This window comes from Nonomuraea sp. NPDC001699, assembly GCF_053596455.1.
Map to the genome: position 1 here is coordinate 1 of NZ_JBSFGF010000054.1, position 19,094 is coordinate 19,094.

Sequence of the window (19,094 nt, forward strand, 5' to 3'; positions counted from 1 at the left end):
CTCGGCGCGGCCCTGGTCGCCACCAGGATCGCCGGCCGCCCCGACACCACCGGCCGGCGCAGCTACGGCTCCTACCGGGCCGAGGTGTTCGCCTCCCTGCTGGCCGTGCTGCTCATGCTGGGCGTCGCCGTCTACGTGGTCGCCGAGGCGATCGGCAGGATCGGCGGCCCGGCCGAGGTCTCCTCCGGGCCGATGCTCGTGGTGGGCGCGCTCGGTCTGGTGGTCAACCTGATCGCCCTTTTCCTGCTGCGGTCGGGCGCGAGCGAGAGCCTCAACGTCAAGGGCGCCTACCTGGAGGTGGTGGCCGACACCGCCGGCTCGGTCGGCGTCATCGCGGCGGGCTGGCTGATCACGGCGACCGGCCAGGTGTTCTGGGACACGGTCATCGCACTGGCCATCGGCGTGTTCGTCGCCGTACGCGCGATCTCGCTCGGACGGCAGGTCTTCGCGGTGCTCGGCCAGCACGTGCCCGAGGGCATGGACGCCGCCACCGTGGCGGCCGACCTGGCGGCCATCGAGGGCGTGCGCGACGTGCACGACCTGCACCTGTGGACGCTCACCTCCGGCATGAACGTCGCCACCGCCCACCTCGTCACGGGCGACCAGAGCGACAACCACTCCGTCCTCGATCAGGCCCGCGACCTGCTGCGCACCCGTCATGGCGTCGCACACGCGACCCTTCAGGTGGAGCCGGACGGCCACATCGGCTGCGACGAGGTCGGCTGGTAGCCGGGGTCTCCTCCGACGGCCGCCGGTAGAGCCAGGTCAGGCGGGGTTCGAGCACCCACTTGAAGAGGTCGCGGGTCTGCGGCAGGCACAGCACGATGGTCAAGGCGAAGCTGCTCGACAGGATGGCCAGAGCTCTGAGCGGCCCGAAAAGCCAGGGGTAGAACAGCCAGCAGCGGCGGCGTTGCGCTCGAAGGCCAGGGCCTGAGCCTTGTCGTCCTTGATGTTCACACCGAGGAAGCGCAGGTTCGTCGACATGCTTCAGCCGGCAGCCGGAGGCGACGTCTCGGCCGCGCCGCGGGCGGCGAGCATGCCGCGCATCAGCTCGATCTCCGCCTGCTGGGCGGCCAGGATCGAGCTCGCCATCCGCTTCACCTGCGGCTGTCCGCTCCCCTGCGCCGCCTGGGCCATCTGCACGCCGCCCTGGTGATGCGGGATCATCAGGCGCAGGAAGAGGGTCTCCGCCTCCTTGCCGCTCGCCTGTTCCAGCTGCTTGAGCTGCTCCCGCGTGGCCATGCCGGGCATCTGGGCGGGCATCTGGGCGGTCTGCTGTCCCATGCCGGGCATGTTCTGGTGGCCCTGCCGCATCCAGGCCATGCGGGGCTCCAGCGACGCCTGCGGCAGGCCCCACATGTCCAGCCAGGCGTACATCTGCCCGATCTGCTGCTGCTGGGTGGTCGCGATGTCGTAGGCGAGCGTCCTGACCTGGCGGTCTGTGGTCCGGTCGCGGATGATCAGTGCCATCTGCACCGCCTGCGCGTGATGGGCCTGCATGTCCCGGGCGAAGCCGGCCTCCAGCGACGCGTCCCCGGGCGGGCCCGCGTACCAGAGGCGGAACCCGAGCCCGGACAGCGCGAGCGTCAGCACGACGGTCACCGCCACCAGGACCCCGCGCCGCCGCAGGAGGGGCGGAAACCTCATACCGACGGCTCCCCGACCCCGCCGCTGCAGGACGCGCCCGGCTCGGGCGTCCCGGGGCCGTTGATGTTGGCGCGCAGGAACGCCGTCAGCCGCGGGTCGTCGGCGCTGTCGAGCTTGAGCTGCTTGCCCCAGGAGCTGAGCACGACCGGCGCCGACAGGCCCGTGTACGGCGACAGCACGACGAAGTCACGTCCCTGGGCCTGCTTGAGCAGGATGTCCAGTTGCTCCTTGGGCAGCCCCGGCCGGAAGGCGACCCAGACGGCTCCGTGCTCCTGGCTGTGGACGACGTTCTCGTTGCGCAGCGGCTTGGTGTAGATGCCGCAGTTCTGCCACTCCGGCGCGTGGTCGCCGCCGACCGGCGGGGCCTGCGGATAGCTGACGGCCTTGTCGGTGTGGTTCCGGGCGCTCACGTTGATCGTCTGGACCGCGTCCAGCGACCGGCCGGCCCGGTCGGCCTGGACGAAGGCCGTGGCCGCCACGGCCAGCCCGCCGGCGACGACCACCGAGACACTGATCATGACGCCCCGGCGCCGGCGCTCCGCGCGCCGCTGCTCGGCCTGCAGCGCGGAAAGCCGCTCCTTGAGCGTGCCTTCGGCGTTCTTGCCCATCCGCCTACCTCCGACGACGTTCTTCTACCGTACGTAGAACTTCTACAGTACGTAGAATATGGATGCCGTAAGCCGACGTCCCTGTGCGGCGATCGTGGCAATGAGCTTCTCGGCCTCGCGCCGCTCCTCGCGCAGCCGGGTGTCCTGCTTCTACGGAACGTAGAAACTAAAGGGAGTGTACGGCGTCGCCGCCCGCCCGGCATCCGGTCAGACCGTGACGCACACCAAGGGGGCGATCAGCACGGCCAGGGGCCCGCCCAGTTGCAGGACGGCCGCCGCGTAGGCCACCACCGGGACCCAGCCCGGTTCGCCGCGCCCATGGAGCAGGCGCTGCAACCGCTCCACCACACCGGCGTCGGCCAGCGCGAACGTGGCGGCCGTGCCCGGGTCCTGCCCGACGGCCGCCATACGCACCAGGGCCCGCGCCAGCGGCAGCTCGCCGTGCGCGCGACAGGCGTGATCGTCGGCGATCATCTCCAGCAGCACGGTCACCGCCCGCTGCCCGGTCCGCACGGCGGGCAGCCACGAGAACGCGTGCGACAACGCCACGAAAGGCAGCAGGGCGAGGTCATGGCGGCCGCGGGCGTGCGCCTGCTCGTGCCGCAGGACGGCCTCCAGCTCCACCGGCGTCAGCGCGTCCAAGGCCCCCTGGCTCAGCACGATCCGCCGGCGCCTGCCCGGTACGCAGTAGGCCACGCGCCCGGCCACCGGCAGCACATAGGCGTCGTAGGCCGGCAGATGCTCGGCCACGACGTCGACCAGCAGGCGCTGCCGCCGCTGCTGCCGGATCGTCCCGGCCAGGACGCGCGCCGTGTGGACGGACAGCCAGCCCAGCAGCCCCGCCGACCAGGCCAGGGCCAGGACGTGCACGGGCCCGAGGCCGTCGAGCCCGTGCCCGCCGAGGATCTGACGGGCCAGCGTGTGCATCCCGTGCGGGAACACGGCCGCCAGCGGCGCGACCGCGGCCACCAGCCCGAGGGCGACCGCGCCCAGCCCCGCCCCGACCCCGAGGGCCTGCCACAGCGCGAGCGCCGCACTGGGGCAGCGCACGGCCCAGGCCGCCCGGGCAAGGGCGCGGGCGGCGCGATCGCCCAGCGTCACCGGGAGCAACGCCACCCCGGCGGCGGCGAGCCAGCCGATCACCGAGCCGTTCCGATCTCCTCGTCCAGCGCCTCGCGCAGCGCCGCGGCCACCTCGGGCGTCACCGTGCCGACGAACCGCTGCACCGCCGCCACCACGTCGCCGGCCTCCTCCAGCGCCGCGCGCATGGCCTCGGCGACGAAGGCGTCCTTGCCCGCGGTCGCCTTGTAGAGATGGGCCCGCCCGACGCGCTCACGGGCCACCATGCCCTTGTTCGCCAGGCGCATCAGCACGGTCAGCACCGTCGTGACGGCGGGACCGGAGGGCAGGCCGGCCGCGAGGTCGTGGGCGAACATGCCCTCAGGATGCCGCCACAGGGCTTCCATGATCGAACGTTCGAGGTTGCCGAGCTGCATCCTGACCCTCCTTGCGGGCTCCAACCGGAAAGAGGCTACCGTGACCCCCGCCACACAGGGCGTCGGCAGGACGGTGACGTGCAGGCAGGGCGCGCCGCGGCTCATCCGAAGGGCCGCGCGTAGAGGGAGAAGGACTTGTCCCCTGTGGGGCCTTGGGTCAGGCCCATGCACAGCAGCGGCCCGGCGCCGGACGACGCGAGGACGGCGAGCCCTTCGGGTTCGCGGGGGACGAGGTTCCTGGCCGTGCGGTCCAGGATCTGCTGCTCCACCTTCCCGCTGGGCAGGTGGATGCGGTAGAGGCGGATGTTCCCCGGCGAGGAGACGGGGTTGGCGGGGCCGTAGGCGCTGCCGAGCAGCTGGTAGGCGTGGTCGGCGCGCAGGGCCATGCCCTGGAACGGCAGCCCGAGGGCGGCGCCGGGCTGCGGGAGGTCGGCGAGCGGGCGGAGGTCGCCGTAGGCCAGGCGGCGCAGGTCCAGGAGCCGGAGGCGCGGCTCGCCGGCGAGCTTGTAGCGCAGCAGCAACCGGCCGGAGTCGGGATCGAGGGTGGGGGCGTTGCTGGTCGAGCCGAGCAGCGGCCGGCAGGTGGTCAGGAACCGGCTGCCGGGGGTCAGCACGGCGCCGTCGACGAAGGAGAAGCGGCAGATGCCGCGGCCGTAGCCGGAGGCCGGGCTGGCGTCCCATTCGGTCCACACCACGGTGCCGGGGCCCGTGGTCCGTTCAACGCCCAGGGCGCCGCCGTGGCCGAAACCCAGCAGGTACATCGCGCCGGTGAGGGTGCCGTCCAGGGACAGGCGGTTGAGGCACAGGTCGCCGCGCCGGGCGCGTTCGGCGTGGGTGCGGGGGCGGCGTTCTCCGTCCAGGCGGACGCCGCCCTGCATGAGCTGGAGGGCGTACAGGTGACCGTCGCGTTCGTCGAAGGCGAAGGACTGCAGGACGGTGCCGTGCAGCAGCCGCCCGTCCCGCAGCAGGATCCGGCCGGTCGAGGCGAGGCTACGCGAGTCGGCCGCCGACGGGAGCGCCAGGGCGGCGGGCGGCCTGACCGGCGCGAGATTCATCGCGGCGACCAGCGTGGCGATCGCCCCCGAACGCAGCGCCTCGCGACGGGACGGCCGAGGAGTCATCGGATCGCCCCGCCCACGGGCACGGGCGGACGCCGGCAGGTTCCGCGAGGGACCCCATCGCCGGCGGCGAGCCGCGCGCGACAGGTCACGCGCCCTGGTCGCCGTCGTGGCAGGTGGCGGCCCAGTTCGCGGCCGGCTCGTCGGCAGCGGCGCGGACGGGGGCGGCGGCGGGCGCGGCAGCGGTGGCCGCGACCGTGGCGGCGTCGGGCCGCGGGGCGTGATGGGTGGGGCCGTGCGGGTCGGGACAGTGCGGCGTCAGGCGTCGCAGGCCGCCGTCCTCGTCGAAGGCGTGGCCGCCGGGCATGGCGTGGTCGACCTGAAGCGTGGTGTGCTCGATGTCGTGGCGTTCGCGCAGCAGCCGTTCGACGGCCAGGCGGGCGGCGTGGCAGTCGGCCCCGGGAACGACCAGCACGTGTGCCGACAGCGCGGGATAGCCGGACGTGACCTCCCAGATGTGCAGGTCATGCACCTCGACCACGGTGTCGATCGCGGCGATCTGGCGGCCCACCTCGGCCGGGTCCAGCCGCGCGGGGGCGGCCTCCATGAACACCCTTCCCGCGTCGCGGACCAGGCCCCAGCCGGCCTTCAGCATCAGGGCGGCGACCACGAGGGCGGCGATGGCGTCGGCGCGGTACCAGCCGGTCAGCCAGACGACCAGGCCGGCGAGGGTGGTGGCGATGAAGGCGTACAGGTCGTTGAGGATGTGCTGGAAGGCGCCTTCGACGTTGAGGCTGGAGCGGTTGGCCTTCGACAGCAGCCAGGTGGCGGCCACGTTCACGGCGATGCCGGCCAGCCCGGTCACCACCACGAACAGGCCCTCGACCTCGGGCGGCACGATCAGGCGGCGGACGCCCTCGAAGGTGAAGTACGCCGCGAGCAGCAGCAGGGTGATGCCGTTGACCTGGGCGGAGATGATCTCGGCGCGCTTCAGGCCGTAGGTGAAGCCGCCGCGCGGCGGCCGGGCCGCGATCCGCATCGCGACCAGCGCCAGCACGATCGCCATGGCGTCGGTGAGCATGTGCCCGGCGTCGGAGATCAGCGCCAGCGAACCGGCGATCACGCCGACCACCACCTCCACGGCCATGAAGCCGGCGATCAGCGCGAGCGCCCCGCGCAGGTAGCGCCGGTCGGCGTCCGCGCTCACCGCATGCCCGTGCCCATGACCGTGCCCGTGATCGTGCCCGTGCTCAGACATGCCTGGAGCTCCTCGGAGGGTGGGGGACGTAGGTGATGGCCAGACGCAGGCGGCTGTGCACGTCGGCGGCCGACGGCCGGCAGCAGGCCGGGCGTACCCGCGCGACCTGATGATCCGCTACATCTGACTGGGTGTTCATATGTACAGATGCTTGCCGCTGTAGCCCCGGAGGTCAAGAGCCCGCGACGGATGATCGCCGAAAACAGGCTTTACTCATGAACATCTGATCAGATGTTTAAACTTTCGGTAATGCGTCAACTACACACCGTAGAAGTTCGCCGGTCCGGAGCCCGAGGACCTGGTCGCGCTCTACAGGTTCCCCCGCACCGGTGCGGCCACACGCACAGGAAGGGCTCGCCACATGAGAACCGTCCACACCCCCGCCGCCGCGATCCTGATGATCACCAGCGGCTGGCTGCAGGTCGCCACGCCGACCGGGGCCTGGGGCTGGGCATCGGCGCGGCCTCGGTCACCGCCCGATCGCCGTGCTGCACCCCAACGGCCGTGCCGTCACCGGGGCGTGCGCCGGCAGACGCGGCTGGTCACCACGTCCACCGGCGCACACGGCTGGGCCTGGAACGGCTACCTGCGCAAGACCACCTCCACCAGGTGACACCCCCCGCCTCCGTCTCCCGTCGCCCTGCCCTGGCCTCCCACGTCAGAGGTGGAACCACCGAGCGAAAGGAACACCGGTGACCGAGCCCCACGACCACCCGCACCACCACCATCACCACGAGGGCCATGACCACGACCACGCCTCCGGCGACGAGACCGGCTGCGCCGACGACCACACCGCGGCGACCGGGCAGGACCCGGACTGCGGCGCCGGACACTGCCACGACGATCACGACCCGACCGCGCCCTAGCCCGACACGGCGGCCCGCACCTCGGCGGTCAGGCCGTCACCCCCCGCTCGCGCGGCCGATCCCGCTCCGGCTCGTCCATGGGCGACGCCGGAGCGCCCCGCGCCCCGCCGAGTCACGACATCGAGACGACGGTGAAAGGCTGGATCAGTTCCTCATGCACGCCGAGCACGAAGACCACGACCACGAGAGCGGCCACGAGCGTGGCCCCCACCTCCCGCACAGCCACGCCGCCCAGGACGGCGCCACCTCTCCCCCGTTCCCAACAGGCCCGGCCGGGCGGCTCGCCCTGCTGACCTCCTCCGCGGTGCACCACCAGGTCTTCACCGTCGTCCGCCTGCGCTCCGGCTACGACCTGGCCGAGGTGGACGCCTTCCTGGCCCAGGTGGAGACCACACTCAGCCTGCTCTGGCAGGACAACGCCCAACTGCGCGAACGCCTCGGCGCCGCCCCTCCCGCGAACACGCCCACCGAGGCCGGCGTGCTCGCGGCGGCACACCGCAGCGCCCAGGAAGCCCTTGAGTCCGCCCAGCAGGAAGCCCGCCGGATCCTCGCCGAGGCCCACGCCGACGCCGAACGCCTGCGCCGCGAGGCCGCGTCGGCCGCCGACGCGCTGACCCACGCCACCCGCCAGGCTCTCGACGACCAGCTCGGCCGGCTCGAACGCGCCATCACCGAGCAGGGCCGGAACCTCCAGCACAACCTGCACACCCAGCTCGGTCACCTGCGCGCCGCGCTGGCCGACCTGGACACGCACGGCCCTCCGACCAGCCACGGCGCCCATGAGGCCGCATCGCCGCGACCGTTCCCCGAACGCCTGCTCCCCTCCCCCCGCGACCCGGCCGCCGGTCACTGACGAACGGCCTGTCCCGTCCGTCGTCGCGGTGTCACCACGCGACGACCGCTCACCAGTCCCGCACCCACGCCGGAAAGGCCGTGTCATGTCCGTGCCGCTCGGGGGATCGACGCCGCTGTCACCGCCCCCGCACGTCCTGACCCTGTTCGAGCTGAATGTGGCAGACACCCCCATCGACACCGCCCTGCCAGCCTGGACGACGTGGGCCGCCGTGGTCCTGGTGGCGCTGTCCACGCTGGTCGGCGCCTCCCTGGCGCGCCGCAAGAACGCCACGATCAGCGTCTGGCTGGCCGTCGCGTCGGCGCTGATGCTCATCACCGCCCTGGTCGACCTGCTGCCCGACGCCTGGCACGAGGCCGACGCCACCGGTGTGCCGCTGTGGGTGGTGGGGCTGGCCGGCGCGTTCGGCTTCCTGGTCATCACCTTCTTCACCCGTAAGGGCTGCGGGCACGGTCACGGCGACAAGGCCGGTGGCGGGCGGCACGCACCCGGCCTGCACCGCCGGGTCAAGCAGGCGGTCAGCGCCGCCGTCTACGGCGGCGTGGGCACCGCCGCCGCGCTGTCCCTGCACCGCATGATCGAGGGCGCCACCCTGGCGCTGGCCGCCTCGGCCGTCGTGGTGGCCGCCCTGGTGATCCACTCGGCCAGCGAGGGGCTCGCCCTGACCGCCATGCTCGACCTGGCACGCAGACCGGCCGCGCCCTGGCTGGCCCTGTCCTGCCTGGCCCCGGCCGCCGGCGTCGTGCTGGCGACGGTGGCGCCGCTGCCCGCCCAGAGCGTGCCGATCCTGCTCGGCATGGTCACCGGCGTGCTGCTGCGCACCGGCGTCATCGGGCTCACCATCGCCCGTGACAGCCGCCGCCTGACCCGCCGTCACCTCGTCGTCGCCGCCTCCGCCGTGGCCGCCATCGGCGGCCTGCTGGTCGCCACGCAGACTCTGCTGGCCGACGGTCCGCCGCACTCCTCCTCGCCGGTCGCCGCCGGTCGCGGCGCCGGCCCGGCGTCCTCGTCCGCCGCGGCGCCTCGGCAGCTGTCCGAGGCCCAGCTACGCGCCGCCGTCAACACCAGGCAACTCTCCCTCGAACAACTCCTGGCGCGCAGGGACGCCACCACCATCGCCGCCGACGCCACCACCCTGCTGCGCGCCCTGCCCGAGCACACGTCCGACCAGATCACCCGGACCCTGCGGCAGGCCGGGATCGATCCCGGCACCAGCGTCGGCGAGCTCACCCTGCTTCAGCGCCACCTCCTGCTCACGTCCCTCAGCGACGCGCTGCCCACCCCGAGGTCATGAGCTGAAGAGCCGGTCCAGGTGCAGGTCGATCGCGGTGAGGGCGTCCTGGGGTTCGATCACGTCCAGTTCGATCAGGGGGGTGAGGCCGGTGAGGGCGAGGAGCAGGTTGGTCTCGGTCGCCGGGTCGCGGTCGGAGTGGATGTGCCCGTCGGCGATCGCTCGGCGGACCAGTTGCTCGACGAGGGCCCGTCCGCGGACGAGGCCACGGCGCGCCTGCTCGTGGACGGCCTCGTCGTGCAGCGCCTCCAGGACGTAGGCGGCGCTCATCCGGCTGGTCGCGCGGGCGTCGGCGTGCAGGGGGAGCATCTCGGCGAGCGTCAGCCGGAGCACGTCGCGGGGGTGCGGACGGTCGCCGAGCTCTCGCAGACCCTGCTCGACGCGCAGCGAGGTCTGTTCGGCGGCGAAGTCCACGGCGAAGGCGAGCATGGCGGCCCGGGTGGCGAAGTAGTGCTGCAACTGCCCGAGGGACATGCCCGCCTCCTGCGCCACCACCCGCGTCGTCAGGTGCGTGACGCCGCGCCGCTCCACCACCCGCCACAGCGCACGGGCGATCGCTTCGCGGCGTTCGCGGTGATCCACCTGTTTCGGCATCTGCGGACCTCTCCCTCGGCGTCTTTCCCATACGATTGACATAATACAGTTGACTTACAACTGTCCGAGAAGGGAGGCGTCGTGCGTGAAGAGCCGAAGGTGCGGACCGCGGAAGGTGTGCTGCAGGGACGCCGGCGGCGGGGGCACGCGGTGTTCCGCGGCATCCCCTATGCCCTGCCCCCGGTCGGAGCGCTGCGCTTCGCCGCGCCCGCCCCGCCGCCGCGCTGGGACGGAACGAGGCAGGCGACGGAGTTCGGCCCCGCGGTACCGCTGTCCCTGCCGGTCGACGTGGGCCCGCCGCAGGGCACGGACTGGCTGACGCTCAACGTCGGCACCCCGGATCCGGGGGCGGCCGGACTGCCGGTGCTGGTGTGGCTGCCCGTAGGCGGCTACGTCTCGGCGGCGTCGAGCGACCCGATGTACGACCCGGCGGTGCCGGCCGAGGCGGGGCTCGTCGTGGTGACCGTCAACTGCCGCGTGGGCGCCGAGGGTTTCGCGTTCCTCGACGACGCGCCGCCCAACCGCGGCTTCCTCGACCAGATCGCGGCGCTGGAGTGGGTGCGGCGGAACATCGCCGCGTTCGGCGGCGATCCCGGCCAGGTCACCGTGGCCGGGCAGTCCGCCGGGGCGGGGTCGGTCGCCGCCCTCCTGACGATGAAACCGGCACGCGACCTGTTCCGGCGGGCCGTCGCCCACTCGGTGCCGGGGCTGCACAGCACCCCCGCGCTGGCCCGGCAGGTCACCGCCGCGCTCGCGGACCGGCTCGGCGCGACGGCACCCACCGCCGCGGCCCTGCGCGACATCGCCCCCTGGCGGCTGGCCGCCGAGCTCACCTCCTTCAACGCCGGCCTCCACGCGCACCAGGAGAGCTGGGGACGACTCACGGCGACCGGCACCGCCCTGTGTCCCGTCGTCGACGGCGAGGTGCTGCCCGAGACGCCCTGGTCCGCGCTGACCGGCGGACGCGCGAGCGGGATCGAGCTGCTCGTCGGTCACACCAGGGACGAGTTCCGGCTGTTCAGCGTCATGAGCGGACGCCGGGGCACCTTCACCGACCACGACGCCCGCACGGCCCTGGAACTGCTCGCTCCCCGTCCGCGCGGGGCGGAGGCGTACCGGGCCGCGTTCCCGCAGGCCGGGCCGGAGGAGCTGGTGGAGACGGTGTACTCCGACGCCCTGTTCCGCATGCCGTCGCAGAAGCTGGCCGAGGCGAACGCCGCGGCCGGGGGCACTTCGTACCTGTTCGAACTGCGCTGGCCCGCCCCGGCCCTCGGCGGCACCCTGGGCGCCTGCCACAGCCTCGACGTGCCCCTGGCGTTCGGCACATTGGACAGTCCCGTCGGTGCGCAGCTCATCGGCGACGAGCCCGGCCCCGAGGCCGTCGCGCTCGCCCACGAGCTCAGGGAGGCCTGGGTCCGTTTCGTCACCACCGGCGACGCGGGATGGGCCGCCTACCGGCCCGACCGGCGGCTCACCCGCGTCCTGGACGCCGAGTCGGAGACCGTGCCCTACCCCGAACAGGCCTCACTCCGGATCTGGGACGGCCACTCCCCCGCGCCCTTCGACCTCCCGTAGGGCGTGCGGGGCGAAAATCGTTTGCCCGGCAGGGTGGCGCTCCGAGATCGTGAGCTCCATGAGGCTCTGACGACAGCACCCCGCCACTTCGAGATGCCGCCCGCCCATACCCTTTTTCAGCGAAGAGAGCGTCCTTGTCTCAGCGACACACTTCGGCCACCGTCACCGTGTTCGCCTCCCCCACCAGCTGGATCGAGTCCGACGCCGTCGCGCAGTGCCACCAGGTGGCCGCCCTCGACGGCATGACGCACGTCGCCGCCATGCCGGACCTGCACCCCGGCAAGGGCGCGCCCATCGGCGCCGCCATGACGTCGGCCGTCCTGTACCCGTTCCTGGTGGGCTCCGACATCGGCTGCGGGATCGCCGTGTTCCCCGTCAGGCTCAAGCGCGCCGTACCCGAGAAGCTCGCCGCCCGGTTCCCCGACCTCGACCGCGCGCTGGACCCTGAACGGGATGCCGACGACCCCGCCTGGGCCGTCATGAAGGACGACATCCCCGCAGGTCACGCCGAAGGGCTCGGCACGGTCGGCCGGGGCAACCACTTCGTCGAGCTGGCCAGGGTCGGAACCGTCCTCGCGCCCGACCACGCCACCCGCCTCGGCGTCGACGCCGGCGACCTGGTCCTCGTCGTCCACAGCGGCTCCCGAGGGCTGGGCGAACGCATCCTGCGCGAGCACACCGCCGTCCACGGCGCCGGCCCCGCCCCCGATCCCGACGCCTACCTGGCCATGCACGACGAGGCCGTACGGTGGGGGGCGCTCAACCGGCGGCTGCTGGCCGCCCGGGTCGCCCACGCGCTGGGGTTCGAGGCCGCCGAGCCGATCCTCGACCAGTGCCACAACCTGGTCGAGCGCCGCGACGGGAGCTACCTGCACCGCAAGGGAGCGGCGCCGGGCGACGGCCGCGACGTGCTCATCGCCGGCACCCGCGGCACCCCGTCCTACCTCGTGGCCGCCCACGCCGGGCCGGACGCCGGCCACTCCGTCGCCCACGGCGCCGGCCGCAAGATGTCCCGCGCGGACGCCCTTCGCCGCGGCCGGGCCAAGCACACGGTCGAAGAGCTGCGCCGCACCCCGGTCGGGTCGCTGGTGGTGTGCGGCGACCGCCAGCTCCTCTTCGAGGAGGCGCCGACGGCCTACAAGCGCATCGAGCAGGTGATCGCCGACCTCGTCGCCCACGACCTGGCCACGCCCGTGGCCACCACGATCCCGCTGGTCACCTACAAGACGGCCGACCTCGGGCCGGCGGCCCAGAGGAACCGGCGGCGCGGGAGGGGCCGGACGTGAGCGTCCACCTGCTCCTGTCGGCCGGGCGCGGCCCGCAGGAGTGCGCCTGGGCGCTGGCCCAGCTGCTGCACCGCTTGGAACGCGACGCCGCCCGGCAGGGCCTGGAAACCCGCCGGGCGCACACCGTCCCCGGCGACCGGCCCGGCACCTACCGGTCGGTCCTCGTCCAGATCGACGGTGACGACTCCGAGACGTTCGCCGCCTCCTGGACCGGAACCCTGTGCTGGCAGGCCCCCAGCCCCTACCGGACCGCCACCGGCCGGAAGAACTGGTACGTCATCGCCCATCCGTGCCAGGTCGACACCCCCCGGACGACGTTCGCCGAAGCCGATGTCGACGTCGTCGCCTGCCGCACCGGCGGCCCCGGCGGCCAGCACCGCAACAAGGCCAGCACCGCCGTACGGGCGACCCACCGGCCCACCGGGACCGTCGTCGTGGTCGACACCGAGCGGCAGTTCAGCCTGAACCGCCGCATCGCCATGCGGCTGCTGCGGGAACGTCTGGAACACGGCGACCAGGCGGCCGAGCGCGCCGTCACCACTGCCCGCTGGCGCGTCCACGACGAGCTCGTACGCGGCGACCCCACCCGCACCGAACGCCCGGAACCACCGAACCAGCCGCGCTGACCCGGGGTCCCGGCTTCCCTCAGGCGTGCGCCCGGTGCATCTCCCACGGCGCCTGAGGAAGGACCTCGCCGGTTTCGAGCAGCGACTTGAGGTTGGCCAGGACGGCCGGCCATCCCTGCGCGATGCCGTCGCGCATCGCCTGGTTGGGCAGAAAACCCGCTGGTGGAAGCCAGGAGGCTGGACCGGCGTCGCCGTCAGGCGAGCACCTGATCCCTGCCGGCGCCCACCGTGACCACGGCCAGGTCGGACCGCATCGAGCGCAGGTCGATCCGGTCGTCGAAGCCGCGCCGGTCGATGACCGCCCCGGTCCGGGCGTCGAGTGCGAGCACGGTCCGCTCGTCGGCCGCGACGTAGACGACCCGCCCGTCCGTCAGCACGTCCTGCGACGTCCCGGCCGGACGTTCCAGCGGCCGGCGCCAGGCGAGGCCGCCGTCGGCGACGCGGTAGGCGGCGATCCCAGCAGCGGTGTCGGCGATCACCAGGTCGGCCGTCACGCCGAGGGAGCCGGCGGAGGGGTTGGGACGCAGTCCCGCGCGCGGGAGGCGCCACACGACCTGCCAGTCCGCGGTCCGGCGGACCACGAGCCCTCCGTCCTCCACCGTCACCGCCCGTCCCGCGCCCAGGTCACGGGCGTCGTACGGCCCGGCGTCGGCGAACGTCCAGCGAGGCTCGCCGTCCTCGGCGCCGAGGGCGGCACCCGCGTACCCGGCGCAGCGCCGGGCGGTCAGCACGACGTCGCCCAGGGCGCGGGCCTCGTCGACGGGTCCGCAGGAGGCGGCCGGGCGCGTCCAGCGGGTGGCGCCGGTCCGGGCGTCCAGGACGTCGAGGCGGCCGTCGTGCAGGATCACCAGCATGCCGGGCCGGGCGACGGACAGCGTCCACATCGACCGCCACTCGCCGTCGAGGGTCCGGCCGGCCGCGGCGAACGGCCCGGCGGGCAGGTCCGCCCGCCAGACGACGCGGCCGGTCGGCACGTCGACGAGGGTGACCCGGCCGTCGCGCCAGACGGCCGCCCCGCGCCGGTCGTCGACCCGGACCCAGTCCACGAGGTCGTCGCCCCACAACCGCTGGTACGTCCACCGCCCACCGCCGCCGACCCGTACGGCGGCCACCCCCCGGCGGCCCACGCTCACCGCGACGTCATCGAACAACTCGGCGCCGGACGGGACGTCACCCAGGACGTCGATGGACGGCGTGCCACGCCCCGGCGGCCTCCAGGGCCCCGCCACAGGACCGGCCGTCACCGTGACGGCCTCCCCCGGCCATCCCACGGCGGACAGGACGGCGACGCCGACCAGCACCACGACCGCCGCGCGCACCCCCCGCGAACGCTCGGCCATGGCCCCGCATCCTCTCGCACCCCCGGCCCACAAAAGAACTGTAAGCCGAAAAAGCGCCCGTAACCCATAAAGCCGTATTCGCGGCGAAATGAACGGGGTGAATGTTGAACTTCCTCCAGGAATGGCCGCGCTGATGGCGAAACCCGAAGTTCCCGTAAAGAGGGAAGGTCTCATTCGTGGGAGATCGTTTGCTATGTCAATCGGGCTGTTCACAAGTGCGCATGGCTACCTTCGGTATTCGTGAAGATACGATCTGGCCCTACGGGGCCGGTAACCAGCTCATCTGGCCCAAAACGTGCGGCCGTTTCCACAATGCTCCTTCTGAGCGCGGTATCGGTCGCGCTCCAGCCCGCCCAGCCCGCGGCCGCGCAACCGGTGCCGCTGGTCGAGGAGGACTTCACCGGAGCCACCGCGATTCCCGAGTTCATCGGTGTGGGATCAGCCTGTCTGACGGGCGCGCCGGCGGCCCCGCCCGCCGGGCCGGGCGACCATCCGCTCGGAGGTTGTCCCGCCAACGCGGCGGGTCCCGTCCCGCCGACCGGGGGAGCGCCGTTCGGCTACCTCCAGCTCACCAGCGCCGATCTCGACCAGACGGCGGCCGCCCTCTACAACTCGCCGATCCCGGCCGAAGAGGGCCTGGACGTGACGTTCGAGCAGTGGCAGTACGGCAACACCACGGCGGTGCCGGCCGACGGCATCTCCTTCTTCCTGATCAACGGGGAGGCCACGCTGGACCGCCCCGGCGCGTTCGGCGGCAGCCTCGGCTACGCCCAGAAGCTGCCCGACGACGACCCGGCGAACCCGTTCGAGCCTGGGGTCAACCAGGGCTACGTCGGCGTCGGGCTGGACGTCCTCGGCAACTACTTCGGGGACTGGGAGCAGCGCGGCCGCACCTGCGCCGAGCGCTCACCGGCCGGCACGGGGTTCCGCGTCCCGGCTCCGGGCCCGAACATGGTCACGGTGCGCGGCCCGGGGAACGGCACCGCCGGGTACTGCTTCCTGACCGCCACCACCAGCAACTTCACCACTACGGGACCGTGGCCGTCGACGCTGCCGGGCACCCTGCAGGGGCCCACGCGGTCCGTGCCCAGCGACCCGCGGGCGGCACAGGAGGCGCTTGAGGAGTCCAAGCGCACGGTCAACGTCCGGATCACCCCGGCGCCGAACCCTGAGATCACCGTTTCGATCGACTTCAACGACGGCAACGGGATGCAGGAAGTGCTGTCCCTGCCCGCGCCGCAGCCGGTCCCGGAGACGTACAAGTTCGGTTTCGCCGCTTCCACCGGCCTGTTCACCGATGTGCACCTGGTCCGGAACGTGGTCGTGCGTCCGGTGGCCGAGCGTCCGGAGCTGACGCTCACCAAGCGCATCGACGACGACGCCGAGCTGCCCGATCCGGTGCCGGTCGGCACCGAGGTGCCCTACGAGTACGTGGTCACCAACACCGGCAACATGAACATCACCGACCTGGTGGTGGACGACGACGTCGTCGATGAGGTCGTCTGCCCGCGGACCACCTTGAACGTGGGCCAGCGGGTCATCTGCCGCGGCTTCTACACGGTCACGGAGGAGGACGCCGAGCGCGGCTCGGTGACCAACACCGCCGTCGCGACGGGCCGGGCGGACGACACGGAGGTCACCTCACCGCCGTCCGAGGTGACCATCGGCGTCACGGACGAGCGCGGGATGCTGGAGCTGGAGAAGACCGTCGACGACTCCCGCACCTACCGTCCCGGGGACCGGGTCGACTACCGCTACCTCGTGCGGAACACCTTCGACGAGACCGTGACCGACCTGCGGATCGACGACGACCGGGTGACGGACATCACCTGCGAGACCACCACCCTGGACCCGGGCGACGCCACGACCTGCACGGGCACGTACACGGTCACCGAGGAGGACGCGGCTCGCGGCTCGGTCACCAACACCGCCACCGCGGTGGGCCTGGTGGAGGACGTCGAGGTGACCTCGCCGCCGTCCGAGGCCACGATCGAGGTCGTGGGTGAGCGCGGGAAGCTGCTGCTGGACAAGAGCGTCGACGACACGCGCACGTACCGGCCCGGTGACCGCGTCACCTACCGCTACGTCGTCAGGAACACCTCCGACGAGACCGTGCGGAACCTCAGGATCGACGACAACCGGGTGACGAACATCGTCTGCCGGGCCACCACTCTGGCGCCGGGCGAGAGCACGACCTGCACGGGTATCTTCGTCGTGCCGGGCCGTCCCGGCGGCGGCAAGGACTGCCGCAAGGGCTGCAACTTCACCATCACCAACACGGCCGTGGCCAGGGCGGACGGCCTGACCTCCGCACCGGCGACGGCCAGGATCCGGGTGACGCAGAAGCAGCAGCCCCCGCACCGCCCGTGCCGGCCCTGGAAGAAGAGCGACCACTGCCGGCCCGGGAAGAAGCCGCACCACCCCGGCCATGACCACAGGTTCGACCACAAGGTCGACCACAGGTACGACCACGGTCGCCAGTGCCCGCCCGGGATGACGCAGACCTCGAAGTGGGGATGCGCTCCCATCCACGAGGAGAGGACCGAGCAGGACATGGGCCGTCCGATGGACGAGTTCTCCGAGCCTCAGCGCGAGGACGAGATGGAGAACATGGACACGGACAACCCGTACGCGGAGGTGGATGACATGGCGATGCCTTGGGAGACCTCCTACTAGGTCCTCCCGCCTTCCATCCGTGTCAACCTGATGGTCCCTCCCTGCGGGGAGGGACCATCGTGCTGTCCGGCCTCAGGCGGTCAGCCCCAGCCGCCGACCTTCTTGAGGAAGACGACGCCGTCGATCGCGCCGAGCTGGGACGGGTCCAGCGGGAAGTAGGCGAAATCGTGCGAGACGCGCTTCGCGGGGTCCGTGACGAGGTCGGCCAGGCGGCGGGCGTCGATCACCGAATGATCCCCAGGGAGCGCGGACAGGATGCCCTCGACGGTGTCCGGCGGCGGGGTGACGTCGCCGGTGGTGCCGAAGGCCGAGGCCAGGTAGGCGTACCGGTCGCCCAGCCGGGTGGCGGCGATGGCCCCCGCGCTCCACCACTCCAGCCGCTGGTCGCCGAACTGCATGGACGTCCGGTCGCGCTGGAGGTGGAGGTTGGAGGAGAAGACCAGGGCCGGGCCGCGCCGGGCGACGGCCCGCAGGTTGGCCGCCATCATCGCGTCCCGCAGGGCCGACAGCCGGGTCCACCGTTCCGGGGAGGCGTCGGCCATCCAGTGGTGGTAGCGCAGCAGGCCGGTGGCGGTGCGCGCGTACAGCTCCGCCCGTTCCCTGTCCCGCGCGCCGAGCTGCGGGGACTGCGTGTCGAGCAGGGCCGCCAGATCGTCGGCGATCACCCGGAGCCGCTGGGCGTCGGCGGACTGGCCGATCGACTTCGACGGATCCATGGCCGTGGCCTCGTCCGACCATCGCTCGTCCGGGCCCAGCAGCGTGTCGAGGGTCTCCCTGGTGACCACGCTCGTGAGCAGCGGGCCGTCGAGAAGGTCGTACAGGCCGGTGAGCGCCTCGCGCGGGCTCGCCGCCCAGTACTCCAGAGGGCCGTCGACCCCGAAGAAGCGCAGTTTCTCGTCATGCTCCTCGTTGTAGGCGCGCATCCAGCGGACGAGCTCCCGGTTGGCCGCCGAGGCGCCGAAATCGTGGCTGAAGCCGCGTTCCATGACGTCGTCGAGCGTGCCGGCGCCGGTCGTGACGTGGTCGTCCACCAGCAGGCCCTTGAGACAGTCGCTCTCGATGGCGAACGACCGGTACCCCTCGTTCTCGACCAGGTGCCGGAAGATCTCGTTCCGCACCTCGCCCAGTTCCCCCACGAAGTGCCGCGCCTCGCCGAGACCGAGCAGCAGCGGCTCGGCGGGAAGCGACCGCAGGAACGCCGAAACCCCCGCGCCGTCCACCGGCCAGGCGATGTCCTTGATGTCCATGCCTTCAACGCTATCGTTGAACTTTCGGTGTAACCTTTGCGCTTCAAAGACGGCTTCCACCGTCTGAAACCCTCAACCGGCCGATTCGCCTTGAACAAGTCGTTCAAAACAGACTGTTGACATCAGATTGCGTCGGACGGCATTGTTACCTCCATGTCGAGCACTGACCACCCCTTCTCCCCACCGGACGCCGAGCAGGCGCGCCTTCAGCGGGTGCACGCCTCCCTGTTCCGGATCGCCGAGCGGCATGCCGCCACCGACGAGCAGCGGAGCCGGCAGGCACACCCGTCGGTCATCGGTCCGCACGAGGCCGTCCGGCTGGTGTCGTTCCTGCTCAGCGGGGCCGCGAAGTTGGACGACGGCGAGCCGGAGGTGGACCAGGCCGACATCACCGCCGCGTTGAGCCTCGTCCCGCTGGTCCGCGGGGAGCTGGACGCGCTGGAGGCCGCGCTGCTGGGCATGGCCCGGGGGCGCGGGATGACCTGGCAGGAGATCGCCTTCGGACTCGGGCTGGGCACCGCGCAGGCCGCCCGGCAGCGCCACGAACGCCTCACCGAACGGACGGAGACCGCGTCCGACTAGTACTACAGCCAGGCTTTGTGATCTGTAGTCTGTGGTCATGCCTGATGAGTTAACCGCTGATGATCTTCAATCATGGGTGTCAGGGCTGGAT

Annotated in this window: 19 protein-coding genes; 10 read left to right on the forward strand and 9 right to left on the reverse strand. The window is 72.4% G+C overall.

From position 1 onward, the window contains the following. Nucleotides 1-729, forward strand: a 729-nt coding sequence (locus ACWCSU_RS52075) for a cation diffusion facilitator family transporter (protein WP_449944944.1), incomplete at its 5' end; no start/stop codon positions are given. A gap of 258 nt (nucleotides 730-987) precedes the next feature. Here the strand turns inward: ACWCSU_RS52075 and ACWCSU_RS52080 are convergent. From ACWCSU_RS52080 to ACWCSU_RS52105, 6 genes are all read right to left on the reverse strand, one after another. After that, nucleotides 988-1,647 (reverse strand): DUF305 domain-containing protein, encoded by a 660-nt coding sequence (locus ACWCSU_RS52080; RefSeq protein WP_449944947.1) that lies wholly within the window; start codon nucleotides 1,645-1,647, stop codon nucleotides 988-990. Next, entirely contained in the window at nucleotides 1,644-2,255 is a 612-nt protein-coding gene (locus tag ACWCSU_RS52085; RefSeq protein ID WP_449944950.1) for a DUF3105 domain-containing protein, read from the reverse strand. Before ACWCSU_RS52085 ends, ACWCSU_RS52080 begins: the two co-directional genes overlap by 4 nt. A 207-nt stretch (nucleotides 2,256-2,462) precedes the next feature. After that, nucleotides 2,463-3,398 (reverse strand): M56 family metallopeptidase, encoded by a 936-nt coding sequence (locus ACWCSU_RS52090; protein WP_449944954.1) that lies wholly within the window; start codon nucleotides 3,396-3,398, stop codon nucleotides 2,463-2,465. After that, nucleotides 3,395-3,751, reverse strand: a complete 357-nt coding sequence (locus tag ACWCSU_RS52095) for a BlaI/MecI/CopY family transcriptional regulator (RefSeq protein WP_357696384.1) — start codon at nucleotides 3,749-3,751, stop codon at nucleotides 3,395-3,397. The genes ACWCSU_RS52090 and ACWCSU_RS52095 overlap by 4 nt, the downstream gene beginning before the upstream one ends. 101 nt (nucleotides 3,752-3,852) lie before the next feature. Then, nucleotides 3,853-4,872, reverse strand: a complete 1,020-nt coding sequence (locus ACWCSU_RS52100) for a phage baseplate protein (RefSeq protein ID WP_449944956.1) — start codon at nucleotides 4,870-4,872, stop codon at nucleotides 3,853-3,855. Nucleotides 4,873-4,957: 85 nt separating this feature from the next. Continuing rightward, nucleotides 4,958-6,067 carry a cation diffusion facilitator family transporter gene (locus ACWCSU_RS52105; protein ID WP_449944958.1) on the reverse strand — a complete coding sequence of 370 codons (1,110 nt, stop codon included), beginning with the start codon at nucleotides 6,065-6,067 and terminating at the stop codon, nucleotides 4,958-4,960. A gap of 361 nt (nucleotides 6,068-6,428) precedes the next feature. Between ACWCSU_RS52105 and ACWCSU_RS52110 the strand changes: the two genes are divergently transcribed. From ACWCSU_RS52110 to ACWCSU_RS52125, 4 genes are all read left to right on the forward strand, one after another. Continuing rightward, nucleotides 6,429-6,680 (forward strand): hypothetical protein, encoded by a 252-nt coding sequence (locus ACWCSU_RS52110; protein WP_449944961.1) that lies wholly within the window; start codon nucleotides 6,429-6,431, stop codon nucleotides 6,678-6,680. A 79-nt stretch (nucleotides 6,681-6,759) separates the two neighbouring features. Beyond that, complete coding sequence (locus ACWCSU_RS52115) at nucleotides 6,760-6,933, forward strand: hypothetical protein (protein ID WP_449944964.1); 174 nt, start codon at nucleotides 6,760-6,762, stop codon at nucleotides 6,931-6,933. Between the two features lie 154 nt (nucleotides 6,934-7,087). After that, nucleotides 7,088-7,786, forward strand: coding sequence for a DivIVA domain-containing protein (locus tag ACWCSU_RS52120; protein ID WP_449944967.1), 699 nt, complete (start codon nucleotides 7,088-7,090; stop codon nucleotides 7,784-7,786). Nucleotides 7,787-7,871: 85 nt separating this feature from the next. After that, nucleotides 7,872-9,080, forward strand: coding sequence for a hypothetical protein (locus ACWCSU_RS52125; RefSeq protein WP_449944970.1), 1,209 nt, complete (start codon nucleotides 7,872-7,874; stop codon nucleotides 9,078-9,080). Here ACWCSU_RS52125 and ACWCSU_RS52130 read toward each other — a convergent pair. Beyond that, on the reverse strand, nucleotides 9,075-9,671 hold the full coding sequence (locus tag ACWCSU_RS52130; RefSeq protein ID WP_357696398.1) for a TetR/AcrR family transcriptional regulator: 597 nt from the start codon (nucleotides 9,669-9,671) through the stop codon (nucleotides 9,075-9,077). The genes ACWCSU_RS52125 and ACWCSU_RS52130 overlap by 6 nt on opposite strands. Nucleotides 9,672-9,752: 81 nt before the next feature. Here ACWCSU_RS52130 and ACWCSU_RS52135 point away from each other — a divergent pair, with 81 nt between their 5' ends. From ACWCSU_RS52135 to prfH, 3 genes are all read left to right on the forward strand, one after another. Further along, nucleotides 9,753-11,246, forward strand: coding sequence for a carboxylesterase/lipase family protein (locus ACWCSU_RS52135; protein ID WP_449944972.1), 1,494 nt, complete (start codon nucleotides 9,753-9,755; stop codon nucleotides 11,244-11,246). 134 nt (nucleotides 11,247-11,380) lie between these two features. Continuing rightward, entirely contained in the window at nucleotides 11,381-12,532 is a 1,152-nt protein-coding gene (locus tag ACWCSU_RS52140) for an RNA ligase RtcB family protein (RefSeq protein WP_449944975.1), read from the forward strand. Then, on the forward strand, nucleotides 12,529-13,158 hold the full coding sequence (gene prfH / locus ACWCSU_RS52145) for a peptide chain release factor H (protein ID WP_357696403.1): 630 nt from the start codon (nucleotides 12,529-12,531) through the stop codon (nucleotides 13,156-13,158). The genes ACWCSU_RS52140 and prfH overlap by 4 nt, the downstream gene beginning before the upstream one ends. 194 nt (nucleotides 13,159-13,352) lie before the next feature. Here prfH and ACWCSU_RS52150 read toward each other — a convergent pair whose 3' ends face one another. Further along, nucleotides 13,353-14,498, reverse strand: a complete 1,146-nt coding sequence (locus tag ACWCSU_RS52150; protein WP_449944978.1) for an outer membrane protein assembly factor BamB family protein — start codon at nucleotides 14,496-14,498, stop codon at nucleotides 13,353-13,355. Nucleotides 14,499-14,810: 312 nt separating this feature from the next. On the opposite strand from ACWCSU_RS52150, the gene ACWCSU_RS52155 reads away from it, so the two are divergent. Further along, nucleotides 14,811-17,174 (forward strand): DUF7507 domain-containing protein, encoded by a 2,364-nt coding sequence (locus tag ACWCSU_RS52155; RefSeq protein ID WP_449944980.1) that lies wholly within the window; start codon nucleotides 14,811-14,813, stop codon nucleotides 17,172-17,174. 80 nt (nucleotides 17,175-17,254) lie between these two features. Here the strand turns inward: ACWCSU_RS52155 and ACWCSU_RS52160 are convergent, their stop codons facing one another. Continuing rightward, entirely contained in the window at nucleotides 17,255-18,421 is a 1,167-nt protein-coding gene (locus ACWCSU_RS52160; RefSeq protein ID WP_357696411.1) for an erythromycin esterase family protein, read from the reverse strand. Nucleotides 18,422-18,574: 153 nt separating this feature from the next. Here ACWCSU_RS52160 and ACWCSU_RS52165 point away from each other — a divergent pair, with 153 nt between their 5' ends. Continuing rightward, nucleotides 18,575-19,003 (forward strand): DNA-binding protein, encoded by a 429-nt coding sequence (locus tag ACWCSU_RS52165; protein ID WP_357696413.1) that lies wholly within the window; start codon nucleotides 18,575-18,577, stop codon nucleotides 19,001-19,003. Nucleotides 19,004-19,094 lie beyond the last annotated feature (91 nt).